This is a genomic window from Shewanella canadensis, from assembly GCF_003966225.1.
Classification (GTDB): Bacteria; Pseudomonadota; Gammaproteobacteria; order Enterobacterales; family Shewanellaceae; genus Shewanella; species Shewanella canadensis.
The window spans coordinates 265,919-282,759 of sequence record NZ_RXNU01000002.1 but is presented as its reverse complement, the minus strand read 5'-3'; the positions used below and the strand labels follow the sequence as shown (position 1 = coordinate 282,759).

Below are 16,841 nucleotides of genomic sequence, written 5' to 3'. Positions count from 1 at the left end.
CGAGTTTTAGATGTTTATACGTGTAGATGTATAGACGTCTATAATAGAACAGACTCACACGATAGTCGAGTCGACTTTTTTATACCATTTTTATTGAATATCTGCTCCTTTTATCAGCTTAATGAGCGGCGTGTCGGTATTGATTTTTCCACTCTTTGTGGCTCTGAACTATGCTTTAAGCAGAACCTTTGCTGGAGAGAAGATGGTGTGGAGGAAGATCAATAATCAGCCTGCTTTCAGAATATTAACTTTGGTGTTGGCCATTTTTATAACTTCTTGGCCTGTCTTAACTTATTTCACTCTGAGCCTGTCAGACACGCTGCTGAGTATTACACTGATCTGGTTGTGTTTAATTCTGCTTTTGTTTGCTTTTGTTTGCTTTGGTTAAGTAGGTTTTGGTTGTGAGTTGCTTAGATGATCAGGCTCTTGCCCCGTTTGTTGCACGTTGCAGAGCTGAATTTACGGCCTCAGAAACGCTAATAGGGGGTGGCTTATGATGAGCGCCTCCAGCCTCTTGATGGTAATTTTTTCCTATGTGGCTCTCCTGTATATACTGGCATCATGGGCCGAGTCCGGCAGCGAGCGAGCCAGAAAGCTGACAACCAGTGCCGTCGTCTACGCGCTATCACTCGCCATCTTCTGTACCAGTTGGACCTTCTTCGGGAGCGTCGGCTTCGCTACCCGATCCAGCATATTGATGCTCTCTATCTATCTGGGACCCACGCTCTTGATGATCGTCATTTGGCCCCTGATGCAACGAGTGTTACTGATAAAACAGATCTACAGGGTCACCAGCATTGCCGATTTTCTCTCGGCCCGATTCAACCGCAGTATTTTCCTTGCTGGCCTTGCCGCGACCGTCGCCATGGTGGGGATCGTTCCCTATCTGGCGCTACAACTCAAAGCAATCAACACCGCTATCGATCTCGTTCTGGAGACCGAAGACGGCATCGCTGCCAATGAGATTGCCTGGTTGGTCTGGTTGGGCGTTGCCCTGTTTACCATTATCTTCGGTATTCGCCACCTTGACCCGACCGAGAGGCATCCGGGTATGATGCTGGCGCTCGCCGTCGAAGGCTTGGTTAAACTGCTGGCCATGCTGTGTGTGGGCGTGTTTGTCGGTTTCGTGATGTTTGACTCTCCCCTAGCCATCCTGGAGCAGCTGGAGCATAAGATGCCCGAGGCAGCAAAGGGGATGTCGTCTAAGCCCGAGTTTGTCACCTGGTTTAGTTATCTGCTGCTCGCAGGCTCCGCCTTTATGTTACTGCCGCGCCAGTTTCATGTCATGGTGGTTGAAAACCCCGATGCCAGACACATCAAGAGAGTGCAGTGGTGGCTTCCCATCTATCTGATATTGATGACAATTTTTATTACCCCCATCGCCGCTGCGGGCATGTTGCTGCTTGGGCCCGAAACGGCGGACAGTTATATGCTCTCCCTGCCTATGCTTGCCGGGCAGGATCTGCTCACCGTGTTCGTCTTTATCGGCGGTTTCTCTGCCTCTATGGCCATGTTGATGGTGTCAGGCATGACGCTCTCCACCATGTTCAGTAACCACTTGGTCTTGCCGCTGCTGCAATGGTTCAGCCCGGGTAGCGTCTTAAAGAGGTACCTGCTTCAGTCCCGGTGGCTCGCGGTGTTTATTGTGTTGGGCGCCGGGCAGATGTTCTATCTCTACCTGGGTGAGTCATACATGTTAGTGAACATGGGAATGATCTCCTTCGCCGCCGTATTGCAATTTCTTCCCCCGGTGTTGGCTGGGCTCTATTGGCCTAAGGTCACCACCAAGGGGGCGATTGCAGGCCTGATGGTCGGCTTCATTGTCTGGTCTTACTGTTTGATATTTCCGGCGATAATGAAGAGTGGCTGGATAGATGCGGATATTCTTGAGTTGGGGCCGTGGGGGCTCTATTGGTTGCACCCCGAGCACCTGCTGGGTACCGAGATGGATAAGATAAGCCACGGAGCCTTGTGGTCTCTGGCGGGAAATTGTATCGCCTTAGTCTTCGGCAGCCTGTTCTCGAAGGTGACGGGAGAGGAGCAAAGATATAACGCCGAGTTTATGGATGTGATGGCCGAACGTGTGGTCGAAGATCAGGCGATTATGGATACCTTACCCAGTAATATCGAGCTCAAGCCTAAACTTCAGTTACTGAAAGGGATATTCAGCCAGTACCTGTCTGCAGAGCTCGCTGAAGCTAAGGTGAGTGCCTGTTTAGTCGAGGCTGAACTCAATGACGATGAGCTGATTAATGTGCAGCAGTTAGCCTACTTAGAGAGGGCGACGGAGAGATTGCTCAGTGGTATCACCGGCGCTGCGGTGGCGCATATGGTGGTGAACCAATCGAACATCTATTCAGAGAAGGAGAGTCAAACTCTGGAAAGGTATTATGCTCAGCTGCTGGCTCAGCTAAAGATCAGTCCCGCCCAATTGAGGCAACAACTGAATTACTCGCAAGAAAAAGAGCAGTTTGCCCAGCGTTACTCGGAGCAGATGGAAAAACTGGTGGAGGAGAGAACCCGTGAGCTTCAATCGACGCTGGATCTGCTTAAGCGTGCTCAGCATCAATTGGTTGAGACTGAAAAGCAGGCCTCGTTAGGTAAGATGGTGGCGGGCATTGCCCATGAGATCAATACCCCTATCGGTGTCTGCGTTACCGCGGCGTCCCACCTTCATGATGAAGTGATCGAGATTAAGAAAATGTTTTCAGATGGCGAGCTCAGTGAAGATGAGTTTGACGGCTTTATGCAAACCTGCACTGAAGCCATGGATATCATTCTTAAGAATAATGCCCGTGCTTCGAAGCTTATTCAGAGCTTTAAACGGGTTGCGGTCGATCAATCCAGTGAGGAGTTGCGGGAATTCGATATCGATGAGTATCTCGAAGAGATATTGATGTCGCTCAGGCCCACACTCAAGAAGGTGCCCCATAAGATCAATATGGAGTGTGCATTCAACTTAAGCTGTAACACTTACCCTGGCGTTTTGTCTCAAATCATAACGAACTTGATTATGAATAGCCTGCTGCACGCATTCCTTCCCGAACAGGTGGGTGAGATCACCATAACCGCTGAAATAAGAGATGACTGGGTGCTTATGGATTATCGCGATGATGGTATCGGACTCGATGACGAGGGCGTGAAGAGCCTGTTCGACCCCTTCTATACCACCAAACGTAATCAGGGCGGGAGCGGTTTGGGCGCACACTTGATTTATAATCTGGTTACCCAGAGGCTCAGGGGAGAAGTTGAGGTCGAGACCTCACCCAATAATGGCCTTTGTTATCACATACGTTTCCCGAGGGATCTGCACAAGCTTGAACGGGATCTGGGTGGGCATATTTAGGAGTGATATTTTTCGCGCTGGGGAGAAGCTGGAGTCGCGATAGGTAAAACTATTCTCTCCGCCTCGAAAAGACGGTATAAATGAGTGAACCGATATTATTTCCGATAATCGACCTGTTCGACAGCCAGATGAACAATGACCATTAAGATGACAATGACGATGAATAACAGCGAAGCGCATCACGAATCACATCACGAAGGTTCGGACCAACCAACGCCTAATCCGGGGGTCACCACGACCTTCTACCTTATGCGTCATGGTGAGTGTGAGGGAGGACAGATCCTGAGGGGGCATACGGATGTCTCCTTGAGTGAGAATGGCCGCATTCAGATGTTTGATGCCATCGAAGTCGCGGATATCAGTTTCGACCACATTATCAGCTCCCCCCTGCGTCGTTGTTGTGAATTTGCCCTTAGGCTCTACCTGAAAAGAGAGGTGCCGCTTAAACTCGAAGATGGGTTTAAGGAGATGAACTTTGGTGATTGGGACGGAGAAACATTAGAGAGCCTGTATCAGACCAGCGCGGGGCCTATCGAAGCCTATTGGAAGAACCCGTGGGCGAGCACGCCGCCTGATGGAGAGACGATGCTGGATTTCGAGGCCAGAATCGATCGCGCCTGGGAGTCGATGCTGAATCAACACCGGGGGGAATCTCTGCTGCTGGTGACCCATGCGGGAGTGATACGTCACTTGATGGCTCGGGCATTAGGTGTCAGCGGTGCGGCGGGGTTTTATACTCAACTCTCTCTGGCCTATGCGGCGATCGTGAAAATCACGGTTTATACCACGGCCCAGGGAACACATTTTCCTCAATTGCATTGGGGATAAACTGTTCTAGGTTCTAGGTTCTAGGTTCTAGGTTCTAGGTTCTAGGTTCTTGGCCGCGGGCTAGGAGGCTGGGGGCAGGGAACAGGGAACAGGGAACGCACTCGTATCTGCCCCTGCTACGCTGGGGGAAACCTCTCTACTACACTGGGATTCATCTTAATCTGAGCGGGAGCTTTTCCTGTGACCCTTTCTTGTGACCCTTTCTTGTAAAAGAGTGAAATTGAGAACCATGAATTTTATCTCTGTCAGATGTCAGGCTTTGCCTTAAGTCATAAAAGCGGCATAATAACCGCTCTCAGACACTCTTCACTCTTAAGCCCGCTCTTGAAACATGAGCGTTGAAGCAAGAGCTAAAGCATTAAGCATTAGACATCAAGCATCGGCTGTTAAGTGGGTGGAGAGGATCGCAAAATCAGGTGTTGAGAGCCACTGTCGCTAAGACAAGGGTAACTCAAACTTAAAAGGGAACCGGGAGCTTTAGCGAATCGAAAGCATGAGCCCGGACTGTACCCGCAACTGTGAGTGTTTTAAAGAAGCTGATAGGGGCTAGAACCTAGAATCTAGAATCTAGGAACTAGGAACTAGAGCCTGGATCCTAAAACCTTCTTTAAACCATAAGTCAGGATACCTGCCTAATTTTGTCGCTAAAGAACTCGAGCGGGTAACTCGAGGGGGTGTATCATGCTATCTTTTTTGCGCTTTGTTGCTGGTTTATTCACCGCTTTACCCTGTCGTATTGATTCACGAAAGCCAGCTCGTGCAGTAGCGTCATGCCTTGAGTTTCTGCGGTATGCTTCGCGTCGCGTGTTCCTCTCCTCTCCTGTTTTTTCTTCGAAATCAGCTAGAACAGTTCGGTCCGTCAAATCATTTCAGACATTTCAGACAATTTTGTTATCGGTGAGGTTATCTGCTTGAAAAAACAGCGTGAAGAGGCTTTAACCTTGGATGAAAATAATAGCGATAAACAGAGTCGCGATGAAAAGCATAGCGCTAACAATGCGTGTGCGTTAACGGTCTGCGACCTTAGCTGGCATGCCGATGACCGGGTGATTCTATCCGATATCAGCTTTTCATTAGCCAAGGGTGAGATGTTAGGCATCATAGGGCCAAACGGTGCGGGGAAATCCAGCCTGCTGCGGTGTCTATATCGCTATATTAAGCCCGATAATGGAACGATTAACCTATTTGGGCAAAATACTTCTTACTTCTCGGCAAAAGAGTTTGCCAGACAAGTTGCGGTGGTACTGCAAGACACTCCCCATCACTTTGAGTTAACCACTGATCAGCTGGTTGCTATCGGATTAACTCCCCATAAAGGGCCGTTCGATCTCACTACCTCGGCGGATAGAAGACTCGTTGCCGATGCGTTAGAAAAGGTGGGATTAACCCATAAGGCCGGCCAAGTCTATGAACACCTTTCCGGCGGCGAAAAGCAGCGGGCACTGATCGCCAGGGCGATAGTACAACAGCCTAAGCTGCTTATCTTGGATGAACCCACTAACCATTTAGATATTCGTTATCAGATCCAGGTCATGGAGCTGCTTCGTGAGATTGGGATCTCGGTGATCACCTCTATTCATGATCTGAATTTAGCCAGTGCCATGTGCGATCAGATATTACTCCTCGATGATGGTCGATGTGTCGCGCATGGGACGCCTAAGTCAGTGCTCACTGAGGAGCGTATCAGCGAGGTATTCGGTGTGTGTTGCAGCACACAAGCTCACCCTCAGCATGGTAACCCTCAGATCAGTTATTTTTATGGGTACTCTCATAGTGAGAACGCTCATGGTAAAAGTGCTCATGATAAGAGTCAGTGGGATGGTATAAAAAGGCATAAACAAGATGAAGACTAGCCCGATAAATTCAGCCTCGACCTCCAGTAGCGGACGAGTCAATATCGGCCATCAATGGGTGGTGCCGGGATTGTCGCTATTGAGTCTGATAACCCTGCTGGCCGCAGCCAGCTTTGGCGCCGCAGATATCTCATTCAATGATGTGATTAATGTCGTATTACACAACACCTTCGGCGTGACCATATTTGGTATGACAGAGGTCTCTGGCATCGCCGAGCGTATCGTTATGGAGTTGAGGTTTCCCCGAATTCTACTGGCCTTTATTGCCGGGGCGGGTCTCTCTGTTGCCGGTAGCGTGCTGCAAACGGTGACGCGTAATCCGCTGGCCGACCCCTATCTGTTCGGTATCTCATCTGGCGCTTCATTTGGTGCCGTGATGGTCATTACGTTTTTCACTGGCTCAGGCGTGGGGGCTGGGTCAGGGCTGTTCGAGTTGCTTAGTTGGATCAGTCTGCCGCTGGGTGCCTTCCTCGGGGCCGGGGTGTCGGTGCTCATGGTGCTGAGCTTATGCGGACGCAATATGAGTAGTCAGATTGAACGCATGTTGCTTTCCGGTGTGGCGATCTCATTCATGTTCGGCGCGTTAACCAGTTTGCTGCTCTATTTTTCCAGTCCTCAGGCGGCCGCGTCTGTACTGTTTTGGAGTCTTGGAAGCTTTGCAAAAGCGAGTTGGGAAGGCTTGTTATTTCCGGCCATCGTTGTCTGTGCTGCTACCGGGATCATCTTGCTGTTTAAGCGTCAAATTATGGCGATGCGGGCCGGTGATGAAACTGCCCATACCTTAGGCATTAATGTCAGTCGTCTGCGACTGCAGATGCTACTGCTTTGCTCCCTCATTACGGCCATCTTAGTCGCTAACTGTGGTGGTATCGGCTTTGTGGGCTTAATGATCCCCCATACGGTACGCATGCTCTTTCCGGGGCGATTCCCGCTAATTACGACCGCCTTAGTAGGCGGCCTGTTTATGGTGTGGATTGATGTTTTAGCGAGAACTCTGCTGAGCAGTCAGGAGTTACCCGTTGGCATCATCACCGCCGTCATAGGCAGCATCTTCTTCCTGTTTATCCTGGGAAGCAGAAGATAGCCATTAGCCATAAGCTGTAAGCGGTAAGTAGAGCCTGCTGGCTAAACGCTCTTGGCCGTCATCCTGAACTCGTTTCAGGATCTATAGGTAAATTCTTCATGTAGGAGCGGCTTTAGCCGCGAATGCTTTATTAAAACAATAACGAAACACGAAAAATAGTTAGGGTGTAGAGATGTTTAATATCAGTCCGGCAAATCATGAGTTTGATGATGAGATTCAAAGTGAAATCGACAATAAAACCAAACCCTTGGGAGCGCTCGGAGAATTAGAGAATTTAGCTAAACAGCTAGCTCGGGTATTAGGAAAAAATAAGCCTGAGATCATTAACCCTAAGCTATTGGTCTTTGCGGCGGATCATGGGATCGCCTCATCCGGTGTCTCAATTGCTCCAAGCGAAGTGACCACACAGATGGTGATGAACTTTGTCGCCGGTGGCGCAGCCATCAATGTCTTCTGTCGCCAGGTCGGCTTGGATATGGAGGTGATCGATTGTGGCATCCTTCAACCATTAGAGGGCGTCGAAGGTGTTATCGATCAGAGATTGGGTGCCGGAACCAGGCCGATTCACAAGCAGGCTGCAATGACATTGGGAGCCGTCAAGCAAGGGATGGAGATGGCGCGTGCACGCATTGAACTTCACCATCAGCAAGGCTGTAACCTTATCGCCTTGGGAGAGATGGGCATAGGAAACACCTCTTCTGCTGCCGCAATTATGGCAACGGTCATGGGGATGAAGGGTGTCGATTGTGTCGGACGAGGCACCGGAATCGATGCCGCTACCCTTAAGCGTAAGCAGATGCTGGTGGAGCAGGCGCTGCATATTCATGAGGCTGAATTAACCGATCCCTATAATATTTTAGCCTGCCTTGGTGGCTTTGAAATAGTACAGATGACGGGGGCTATGCTCGCCGCGGCGGAGAGAAATATGCTGGTTGTGGTCGATGGTTTTATCGCAACGGCTGCGGCCATGGTCGCGGTGCAGATAAATGCGAACGTCCGTGATTATATGATATTTGGTCATCAATCAGATGAGCGGGGTCACTGCTTGATGATGGAGCACCTGCAAGCCAGACCTTTGCTCAGATTAGGGATGAGATTAGGCGAGGGCAGTGGCGCCGTATTGGCGTTACCACTCATTCGAGCCGCCGCCGGTTTCTATAATGAGATGGCCAGCTTCAGCGATGCCGGAATTGAGATCTAACGCCATGTAGGAGCGGCTTTAGCCGCGAATGATTATGGGCCCGTCATCCTGAACTCATTCTTTGTAAAGAGCAGAATCCAGCCTTAGCTTTTAGATTTGTGGGTTCCCAAAGCTGGTTCCCGGCTAAAAGCATCGCCGGGATGACGGGCCACCATGTAGGAGCGGCTTTAGCCGCGAATGTTTCAAAAGGAATTTTATACATATGTTTCGTCGAGAACTGACACTGTTTTTTGTTTCGATGGGCTTCTTTACCCGTATCCCGATGCCAGCCTGGGTAAAGGTAGACAGCGAAAATCTGAATAAATCAAACCGCTACTTCGGATTGGTCGGTATCTTGGTGGGGGTGTTAAGCGCCGCGGTCTATGCCCTGGCCGTTAACTGGTTGCCGGCATCGGTAGCCATTATATTTGCGATGATCACCAGTGCCATGCTTACCGGTGGTTTTCATGAAGATGGCTTGGCCGATACCGCCGATGGTTTCGGCGGTGGCTGGACCGTTGCCGATAAACTATTAATCATGAAAGACTCCCGTCTCGGTAGTTATGGCGCTCTGGCCCTGATATTTATTCTGTTGCTGAAGTGGCAAATATTAACTGAAGTGGCTGCCATTGATACCAACATGGTGAGCGTCATCTTGATAGTGGGCCACTGTTTAAGTCGTGTTTTTGCTGCCAGCTTTATCTTCACCGAACAATATGTCAGTGACTCAGATACCAGTAAGAGTAAGCCTTTAGCCCAGAACCAGAGTGTCAATGAGCTGGTTATCTCGCTTGGGACAGCGGTGATTATTTTACTATTGCTAAGCCTGAGCCAGGCTCTGATCCTTATCGGTGCACTTCTGTTGCTGAGGTGGGGATTAGTGGTGGCCTTTCGTCGTCAAATCGGTGGTTATACCGGCGATACTCTGGGCGCCGGGCAGCAGATATCTGAAATGCTCTGCTATCTTATTATTCTGATCTTGGTGACCTCCCTATGATCCACCTGGTACTGGGCGGTGCTCGCAGTGGCAAAACCCGATATGCGACCGATGCTGCCGCAGCGCTTAGCACGCAAGGTTATGAGTGTATCTATATCGCCACCGCTCAGGCACTCGATGAGGAGATGCGTGCGAGAATCGCACGGCACCGAGAAGACAGAGCCGAGGATACGCTTCGATGGATAACGGTCGAAACTCCACTATTATTAGCTGAGTCTCTGGCGCAATATGCCCGAAAAGACCGGGTCATTATTGTCGACTGTATGACGCTGTGGCTGACCAATCAGCTATTAGCCCATGAGCCACCGGCCGACTCCGTCACTTCTCAAGAATGTGAGAAAGAGCCTGAGAAAAAAGTTGAACAAGAGCCTATGGGGGGAGCTAACAGTGAAAACCTGGATGCCTCACCCTCTGTAGACAGGCCTTGGCCCGAGGCCAAGGCGGCGTTACTGGAGTTACTGCCGACCCTCGAAGGTGAGATCTACCTGGTGAGTAATGAAGTTGGCTGCAGCATCGTTCCTCTGGGAGCCTTGAATCGCCGCTTTGTCGATGAAGCGGGCTGGCTACATCAGGAGATCGCCAGAGTCGCGGACTCGGTCGTCCTGATCTCCGCCGGGCTGCCTATGCGATTAAAAGGCGCTTAATGTAGGAGCGGCTAGATTCTTAATGTAGGAGCGGCTTTAGCCGCGAAGGTTTCAGGGGGGTCATCCTGGACTCGTTTCAGGATCCAGATTTAGGAGTTGGTCATTCTGAACTCGTTCTTTGTAAAGAGCAGAATCTATGTTTTAGATTTGTAGCTTCCAAAGCTGGATCCCGGCTAGGGGCATCGCCGGGATGACGAGCTACTATGTAGGAGCGGCTTTAGCCGCGAAGATTTTTCTTATAAAAAATGTGAAAGAACGATATGAATACCGACAGCAGAGATATTTCAGACATTCCTGAAACGCCAAGAGCCAAAGTGCTGATGGTGCAGGGCACCACGTCCGATGCGGGTAAGAGCACCTTGGCCGCGGGGCTATGTCGGCTGTTTGCCCGTCGGGGTGAGCGGGTGGCGCCTTTCAAGCCACAAAATATGGCGCTCAATAGTGCGGTCACTATCGATGGTGGTGAGATTGGTCGTGCCCAAGCCTTGCAAGCCATTGCCTGTGGTTTGCCTGCCCACACCGATTTTAACCCTATTTTATTGAAACCCAGCTCGGATACCGGCGCTCAGATCATCGTTCAAGGTAAGGCGCTCGATCAGATGGAGGCACAAACTTTCTTCGGCCTTCAAGGGGAGCGGGGAGAAGGTAAACAGGGCTATCGGGTCAAGGCGATGTCTGCGGTTTTGGACTCTTTCTCCCGTTTAACCGATAACTATGAGCTGGTGATTGTTGAAGGGGCGGGAAGTCCGGCCGAGATCAACCTCAGAGAGGGGGATATCGCTAACATGGGCTTTGCCGAGGCCGTCGACTGTCCGGTTATCATCATTGCCGATATCGACAAAGGCGGTGTATTTGCTCATCTTGTTGGAACGCTGGCGTTACTGAGTGAATCGGAGCAAGCCAGAGTCAAAGGATTTGTAATCAATCGCTTTCGCGGTGATATTGCCTTGCTGCAATCGGGGCTGGATTGGTTAGAGGATTACACGAATAAACCGGTATTGGGGGTCTTACCCTATCTGCACGATCTACATCTGGACGCCGAAGATGCCCTTGCACCTACGTTAACTCTCTCTCCTTCTGACCCATCGTCACAGCCGGAGCTGAATAGGTTCAAAGTGTTAGTTCTGGTGTTTCCCAGGATCAGTAACCACACCGATTTAGATCCCTTAAGGCTCAACCCTTTAATCGAATTTAATTATCTCAGTGTGCAGAGCACTGAGCCCGGAAGCGTTAAAGCGTTACCGGACGTTGACTTGATCATATTACCCGGCAGTAAAAATGTACGTGCAGACTTAGATTTTATCCGTGAACAGGGGTGGGATACCGCCATCAAGAAACACCTGCGCTATGGAGGTAAGGTGCTTGGGCTGTGTGGAGGTTATCAGATGTTAGGCCTGCTTATCGATGATCCCAACGGCGTAGAAGGCAAAGTTGGCGAGAGTGAAGGCTTAGGATTACTGCCTCTGGTGACTGAGCTTAAAACCCATAAAATTTTACGTCAGGTCTCGGGTCGTTTATCTCTGTTGGGGGAGCAAGCCCCCCTCGAAGGGTATGAGATCCACTGCGGCCAGTCGCAGGTGTTGAATACTCAAAATAGTGCCGGCGCCCAGCCAATATCACTGTCGGTGAAAGAGGAGCTGAGTAAATCGAGTGCTGGTGAACCCGCTTCCAATGCATTGGCTTATGATGGATTAGTCTCGGATGATGGCCTGATACTCGGGACCTATATACATGGCATTTTCGACTCTCCGCAAGCGTGTGAGCTGATACTGAAATGGGCGGGAATGGCGTGTCCTGAACCGATTGATATCAATGCCACTCGTGAACAGCAACTCGATCGATTCGCCGATCTGATAGAGCAGCACCTGGATATAGATAAATTAGAGAGGATCCTAGATCCTAGAAACTTCTTAGCTTTAAACATACGGAAATACCATGACCGAAAAAAATAAAGTCGCCCGCTCTGCCGATAAGAATGTCGATAAGAATGCCGATAAGAGCGCCGATGAGATAAAAGCCGAGCGACACAAGGCGCGTCAGCAAAAACTTAAAGATGGAGTCGATGCAAAAATAGCTAAGGCTCAGGAGGAGAAAGGCATACTGCTGGTGCTGACAGGCAATGGCAAAGGCAAGTCGACTTCTGGCTTCGGAACGATTGCCCGCGCCGTAGGCCATGGCAAGAAAGCCGCCGTGGTTCAGTTCATTAAGGGCAACTGGGAATGCGGCGAGCGAACCCTGCTCGAAGGCGCCGGAGTCGAGTTTCACGTTATGGGTACCGGATTTACCTGGGAGACCCAAGACAGGGAGAAAGACACGGCAGCGGCACTGGAGGCATGGGAAGCCGCAGAGACGTTACTCAAAGATGAGTCTATAGATTGCATCATGCTGGATGAACTCACTTACATGGTGAGCTATCACTACCTTGAGGTCGATAGAGTGCTTGAGGCATTGATGAATCGTCCGCCGATGCAACATGTCATCGTCACGGGAAGGGCGTGCCATAGAAGTATTATTGAGATGGCTGATACCGTGAGTGAGGTTAAGCCCATCAAGCATGCCTTTGATGCAGGAATAAAAGCCCAGCCCGGCTTCGACTACTAAATTTCTGCCTGCTCAGAATGAGGGCGGTATTGTCATCGTTTTTCCAACCAATCACATAGAGCCTTCAGCGGTTTTAGGTAGAGAGCGCATATGCTCAGGGTCTGGCTCTTTATTTAAGGCTGGGGCTCGACGGCTTACCCCATGATTTTTAATGAGATAGGCGATCAGTTTGAAATTACATTTCTTCGTGTTCTTTGTTGTGACGTTATTGTCTGCGCCGGCTTTTGAACTTATAAAGAGTCCCCAATCACAGAGCCGTCAGCAGTACTTAATTAGAGAGTCTTCAACGTCTCTTAGATAAGAGCCTTCAGCGTCTCTGAGAAAAAGTCGTATGCTCAGGGGCTCTTGTGAAAACAGGGGCTCGATGGGTGGCTAAAGATAATCGTTGAGCAAAAAGTTAAATAGGCTGTTGGGAGCTTAAGATAAAAATTAAATAGAGGGGAAGTAACTTGAAAGATCTTGAAAAGATTTGAATTTTTGGTACAGATGGAGAGACTTGAACTCTCACGCCCTTACGGGCACTAGCACCTGAAGCTAGCGTGTCTACCAATTCCACCACATCTGCAACGACAAACTGTTGAATGACTTAACTAGTTAAAATATCTAGTTTTCAACTGCTTGCACGGCAGATAGTACTGCTCTATCCTACAGCTGTCAACCCGTTTTAGATGATTCTGTGTTGAGAGTGTAAAGTGTGACCAGCTTGAGATAAGCAGAGTCGCTTCCCTCAACAGTTGAACACCTCTCTGATGAGGTTGGGGCGATGCAGTAAGTGTAACTTGTTATTTTTAAACGAGAACCAGATGAAAGCGATAAGAAAAATTTTACCCATATTAGCCATCTTCCTTCCGGCTCTATCTGTGATGGCGATACCGGTAAGCGCGGCGCCTGTTAAGCGAATTATTGCTCTGTCGCCCCATTCGGTGGAGATGCTCTATGCGATCGGTGCCGGCGAGTCCATCGTTGCCACGACAGAGCATGCGGATTATCCACAAGAGGCGCTTCAAATTCCCCGTATCGGTGGCTATCACGGTATACAGATTGAGAGGGTGATTGAGCTCGACCCCGATCTGGTCGTGGTGTGGGGAAGCGGCAACAAGGCCGAAGATATCGAAAAGCTTAAGAAATTGGGGTTCAAGGTTTATAACAGCGACCCTAAGACACTAGAGGCCGTAGCCGCTGAGCTCGAAGAGTTGGGTGGGTTAACGGGGCATCAGGGACAGGCGTCTACGGTGGCCGCCGATTATCAATTGCAACTTAACGCGTTGCGCGCGAGCAATTCGGTTAAACCTAAGGTCAAGGTGTTCTACCAGCTTTGGTCCACACCCTTGATGTCGGTCGCCAAAAATAGCTGGATTCAGCAGATCATCGATGTCTGCCATGGAGAGAATGTATTCTTTGATGCCGACAGCGATTATCCGCAGCTAAGTCTGGAGAATGTGCTCTTGAAGATGCCGGAAGTGATCTTACAGAGTCAGGATAAGGGCAATATTCTCGGCGTAGACTGGAGCCCGTGGCAGGAGATCCCAGCCGTCAAAAATCACCATATTTATCCGCTGAATGCCGATCTTTTACATCGCGCCGCTCCCCGTGCCATCTTAGGAGTTAGATCTCTATGCGATGCTTTGGATAAGGCGCGCTGATAGCTGTTTGCTATCGACTATGGTTTTCTTTGCCTTATCTTGAACTCGTGACTCGTGACTCGTGACTCGTGACTCGTGACTCGTGACTTAAAACTTCATTTTTAAAAAGGATTTTCCCATGACGACATTACTCATCTGCCTGTTTATTGCCATGCTGCTTCCCTACCTTGCGAAGGGGCCGGTTGCGGTGGCTATGGCAAAATTGGGTGGCTACGATAACTCTCACCCCAGAGAGCAGCAGTCGCGGTTAACCGGTTTCGGGGCTCGCGCCGTCGCGGCGCATCAGAATGCCTTCGAGTCCCTGCTAATATTTGGCCTCTCGGTATTGGCCGTCATCGCGACACAAAACGTGACCGACACAACAGTGTTACTGGCGGTTGTCCACGTTATCGCTCGTATGGTATATCAGGTTCTGTATCTTATGGATAAGGGGACACAGCGCTCTTTGTCATGGTTTGTGGCCATCTTCTGCTCGTTCGGCATCTTCTTTCAGGCATTTTGACAGCGTTATTCTTTTGATTTGTAGGTTTCAAAAGCTGGTCGATGATGTTCCATACATCATTCGACATTTCCTCCACTGACCCATAAGGATATGGGAAATGTCTTTAAAGCGTATGGAACGCTTAAGACCATGGAGGTTAGATTCCGGCCAGAAGCATCGCCGGAATGACGGGGACTATGTAGGAGCGGCTTTAGCCGCGAATGCTTTAGGATTACGCTTAGCCGTCATTCTGGACTCATTCTTTGTAAAGAGCTGGATCCAGCCTTAGCTTTTAGATTGTTAGGGTTTAAAAGCTGGTCGATGATGTTCTGTACCTTCGTTGAGGCTTTTTCAATGTGGGTCATATTTTCCATATCGAAGCGAATTTACTTGCCCTTGATCACCTTTTCATATATCTGTTAGCTTTTTCTAATGAAATGAATTCTCATGTACTCAGCGATGTAATAAACTAGGCCGCAGATAAATTGGCTTGCTATGGTATTAGGGTTAAAGATGAAGAAGTTACTGATTATTGGTGGTGTTGCCGGAGGTGCCTCTGCGGCTGCGCGTGCCAGACGATTAAATGAAGAAGCTGAAATTATCATGTTTGAACGTGGTGAGTTTGTCTCCTTCGCCAATTGTGGACTGCCCTACCATATCAGCGGTGAAATAGCCGATAGAAAGGCCCTTATTCTTCAGACGCCTCAAAGCTTTAAGTCTCGTTTCAATGTCGATGTGCGTGTGCGCCAAGAGGTGATAGCCATCGACAGAGTCGCCAAAACCGTTACCGTAAAGAACCATGTGACCGGTGAGCAGTATCTGGAAAGCTATGATGCCTTAGTGCTCTCTCCGGGCGCAGCTCCTGTGGTCCCGCCAATTCCGGGCCTGGATACCCCGTTGACATTTTCACTGCGAAATATTCCCGATATGGACAGGATCTTAACCTTGCTCAAGGAGAGGAAGCCGGTTCATGCCACGGTTGTCGGTGGTGGTTTTATCGGTTTGGAGATGATGGAGGCGCTAGACGAACTGAATATCGATGTCACCCTGCTGGAGATGTCACCTCAGGTGATGGCGCCTGTCGATATCGAGATGGCCAATATGCTGCATCAGGAGATTGTCGATAAGGGCATAGATCTGCGTCTTAACTGCGGTCTGAGCAGTGTCGAACAGGTAGGCTCCGGCTTGAAACTCTTCTTGAGTAATGGCGAGTCTTTAGATACCGAGCTATTAATCTCTGCGGTAGGTGTAAAACCGGAAATATCCTTGGCGGTCAATGCTGGCCTGGCCATCGGAGAGCTCGGCGGTATTGTGGTCGATGAGCAGATGAGAACCAGCGATGCCTCCATCTACGCCGTGGGCGATGCCGTTGAGGAGTTTGATTTTCTCACCGGTGAGAAGGCACTGATCCCATTAGCCGGTCCCGCTAACCGTCAAGGCCGAATTGCTGCGAACAATATCTTCGGAGCAGGTGATAGCTATAATCGAACCCAAGGTACCGCAATTTGCCGGGTTTTCGATCTGGCGGTGGCAAGCACCGGACTGAACGAGAAACGTCTGGAGCGCAGCGGTATTCCTTACGAGAAAATCTATGTACATGGTGCGAGCCATGCCAGCTACTTTCCTGGCGCACACCCGGTTTCACTGAAGCTGCTGTTCAGTACCGATGACGGCACAATTTTGGGCGCTCAGGCCATTGGCCGTGATGGTATCGATAAGCGTATCGATGTAATGGCCGTGGCTATCAGGGCCGAACTTACCGTGTACGATATGCAGGATATGGAGCTGACCTATGCTCCACCTTTTGGCTCGGCAAAAGATGTGCTGAATCAGGCGGGTTTTGTCGCATCCAATAGCTTGAAAGGGGAGACCCGTCTGTGTCACTCAGCCGATATCGATGCCCTGAGCGATCAGCAAATTCTGCTCGATGTCAGAAACCCAGGTGAGCTGATGAAATCCGGAGCGGTTGAGGGGGCTGTTAATATTCCCGTGGATCAGCTCAGAGGACGACTCGAAGAACTGCCGAGAGACAAGGAGATATTGATTATCTGCCAGGTCGGTTTGCGTGGCCATGTGGCCTATCGCATGTTGGTTAACCACGGGTTTACTGCGAAAAATCTTACCGGTGGGTATAAGACCTACCAGACGGTTAACGCTAAATTCTAGTCGTTAATAGGTTCAATC

The 16,841-nt window shown here is 49.8% G+C and carries 13 protein-coding genes, 1 tRNA gene and 1 riboswitch; of the genes, 13 read left to right on the top strand and 1 reads right to left on the bottom strand.

Features of this window, described 5'->3' with window-relative positions:
• The first annotated feature begins 493 nt into the window (after nucleotides 1-493).
• The 9 genes from EKG38_RS04770 to cobO all read left to right on the top strand — a co-directional run bounded on the left by EKG38_RS04770 (nucleotide 494) and on the right by cobO (nucleotide 12,533).
• Entirely contained in the window at nucleotides 494-3,346 is a 2,853-nt protein-coding gene (locus EKG38_RS04770) for an ATP-binding protein (protein WP_126519085.1), read from the top strand.
• Between the two features lie 135 nt (nucleotides 3,347-3,481).
• Nucleotides 3,482-4,174, top strand: a complete 693-nt coding sequence (locus EKG38_RS04765) for a histidine phosphatase family protein (protein WP_246033090.1) — start codon at nucleotides 3,482-3,484, stop codon at nucleotides 4,172-4,174.
• Between the two features lie 402 nt (nucleotides 4,175-4,576).
• Nucleotides 4,577-4,824: riboswitch (cobalamin riboswitch) on the top strand.
• Nucleotides 4,825-5,085: 261 nt separating this feature from the next.
• Nucleotides 5,086-6,027 (top strand): ABC transporter ATP-binding protein, encoded by a 942-nt coding sequence (locus EKG38_RS04760; protein ID WP_439332640.1) that lies wholly within the window; start codon nucleotides 5,086-5,088, stop codon nucleotides 6,025-6,027.
• Nucleotides 6,017-7,111, top strand: a complete 1,095-nt coding sequence (locus EKG38_RS04755; RefSeq protein WP_246033089.1) for a FecCD family ABC transporter permease — start codon at nucleotides 6,017-6,019, stop codon at nucleotides 7,109-7,111. The genes EKG38_RS04760 and EKG38_RS04755 overlap by 11 nt, the downstream gene beginning before the upstream one ends.
• Before the next feature lie 172 nt (nucleotides 7,112-7,283).
• Entirely contained in the window at nucleotides 7,284-8,312 is a 1,029-nt protein-coding gene (gene cobT / locus EKG38_RS04750) for a nicotinate-nucleotide--dimethylbenzimidazole phosphoribosyltransferase (protein WP_126519083.1), read from the top strand.
• A gap of 202 nt (nucleotides 8,313-8,514) precedes the next feature.
• The gene (locus EKG38_RS04745; protein ID WP_126519081.1) at nucleotides 8,515-9,288 is read left to right on the top strand and encodes an adenosylcobinamide-GDP ribazoletransferase; all 774 of its coding nucleotides are present in this window, start codon (nucleotides 8,515-8,517) and stop codon (nucleotides 9,286-9,288) included.
• A complete protein-coding gene (gene cobU / locus EKG38_RS04740; RefSeq protein WP_126519080.1) occupies nucleotides 9,285-9,932 on the top strand; it encodes a bifunctional adenosylcobinamide kinase/adenosylcobinamide-phosphate guanylyltransferase in 648 nt (215 codons plus the stop codon). The genes EKG38_RS04745 and cobU overlap by 4 nt, the downstream gene beginning before the upstream one ends.
• Nucleotides 9,933-10,192: 260 nt before the next feature.
• Nucleotides 10,193-11,884: a cobyric acid synthase gene (locus tag EKG38_RS04735; RefSeq protein ID WP_126519078.1), complete on the top strand. Its 1,692-nt coding sequence runs from the start codon at nucleotides 10,193-10,195 to the stop codon at nucleotides 11,882-11,884.
• On the top strand, nucleotides 11,868-12,533 hold the full coding sequence (gene cobO / locus EKG38_RS04730; RefSeq protein WP_246033088.1) for a cob(I)yrinic acid a,c-diamide adenosyltransferase: 666 nt from the start codon (nucleotides 11,868-11,870) through the stop codon (nucleotides 12,531-12,533). The genes EKG38_RS04735 and cobO overlap by 17 nt, the downstream gene beginning before the upstream one ends.
• Before the next feature lie 478 nt (nucleotides 12,534-13,011).
• Here cobO and EKG38_RS04725 read toward each other — a convergent pair.
• Nucleotides 13,012-13,098, bottom strand: a tRNA-Leu gene (locus EKG38_RS04725).
• Nucleotides 13,099-13,396: 298 nt separating this feature from the next.
• Here EKG38_RS04725 and EKG38_RS04720 point away from each other — a divergent pair.
• The 4 genes from EKG38_RS04720 (at nucleotide 13,397) to EKG38_RS04710 (ending at nucleotide 16,823) form a co-directional block, all read left to right on the top strand.
• The gene (locus tag EKG38_RS04720) at nucleotides 13,397-14,176 is read left to right on the top strand and encodes a cobalamin-binding protein (RefSeq protein WP_246033104.1); all 780 of its coding nucleotides are present in this window, start codon (nucleotides 13,397-13,399) and stop codon (nucleotides 14,174-14,176) included.
• A gap of 118 nt (nucleotides 14,177-14,294) precedes the next feature.
• Entirely contained in the window at nucleotides 14,295-14,678 is a 384-nt protein-coding gene (locus EKG38_RS04715) for an MAPEG family protein (RefSeq protein ID WP_126519075.1), read from the top strand.
• A 97-nt stretch (nucleotides 14,679-14,775) separates the two neighbouring features.
• Nucleotides 14,776-14,946, top strand: coding sequence for a hypothetical protein (locus tag EKG38_RS24875; RefSeq protein WP_185826773.1), 171 nt, complete (start codon nucleotides 14,776-14,778; stop codon nucleotides 14,944-14,946).
• A 224-nt stretch (nucleotides 14,947-15,170) separates the two neighbouring features.
• Nucleotides 15,171-16,823: an FAD-dependent oxidoreductase gene (locus tag EKG38_RS04710; protein WP_126519073.1), complete on the top strand. Its 1,653-nt coding sequence runs from the start codon at nucleotides 15,171-15,173 to the stop codon at nucleotides 16,821-16,823.
• The last annotated feature ends 18 nt before the right edge of the window (nucleotides 16,824-16,841 follow it).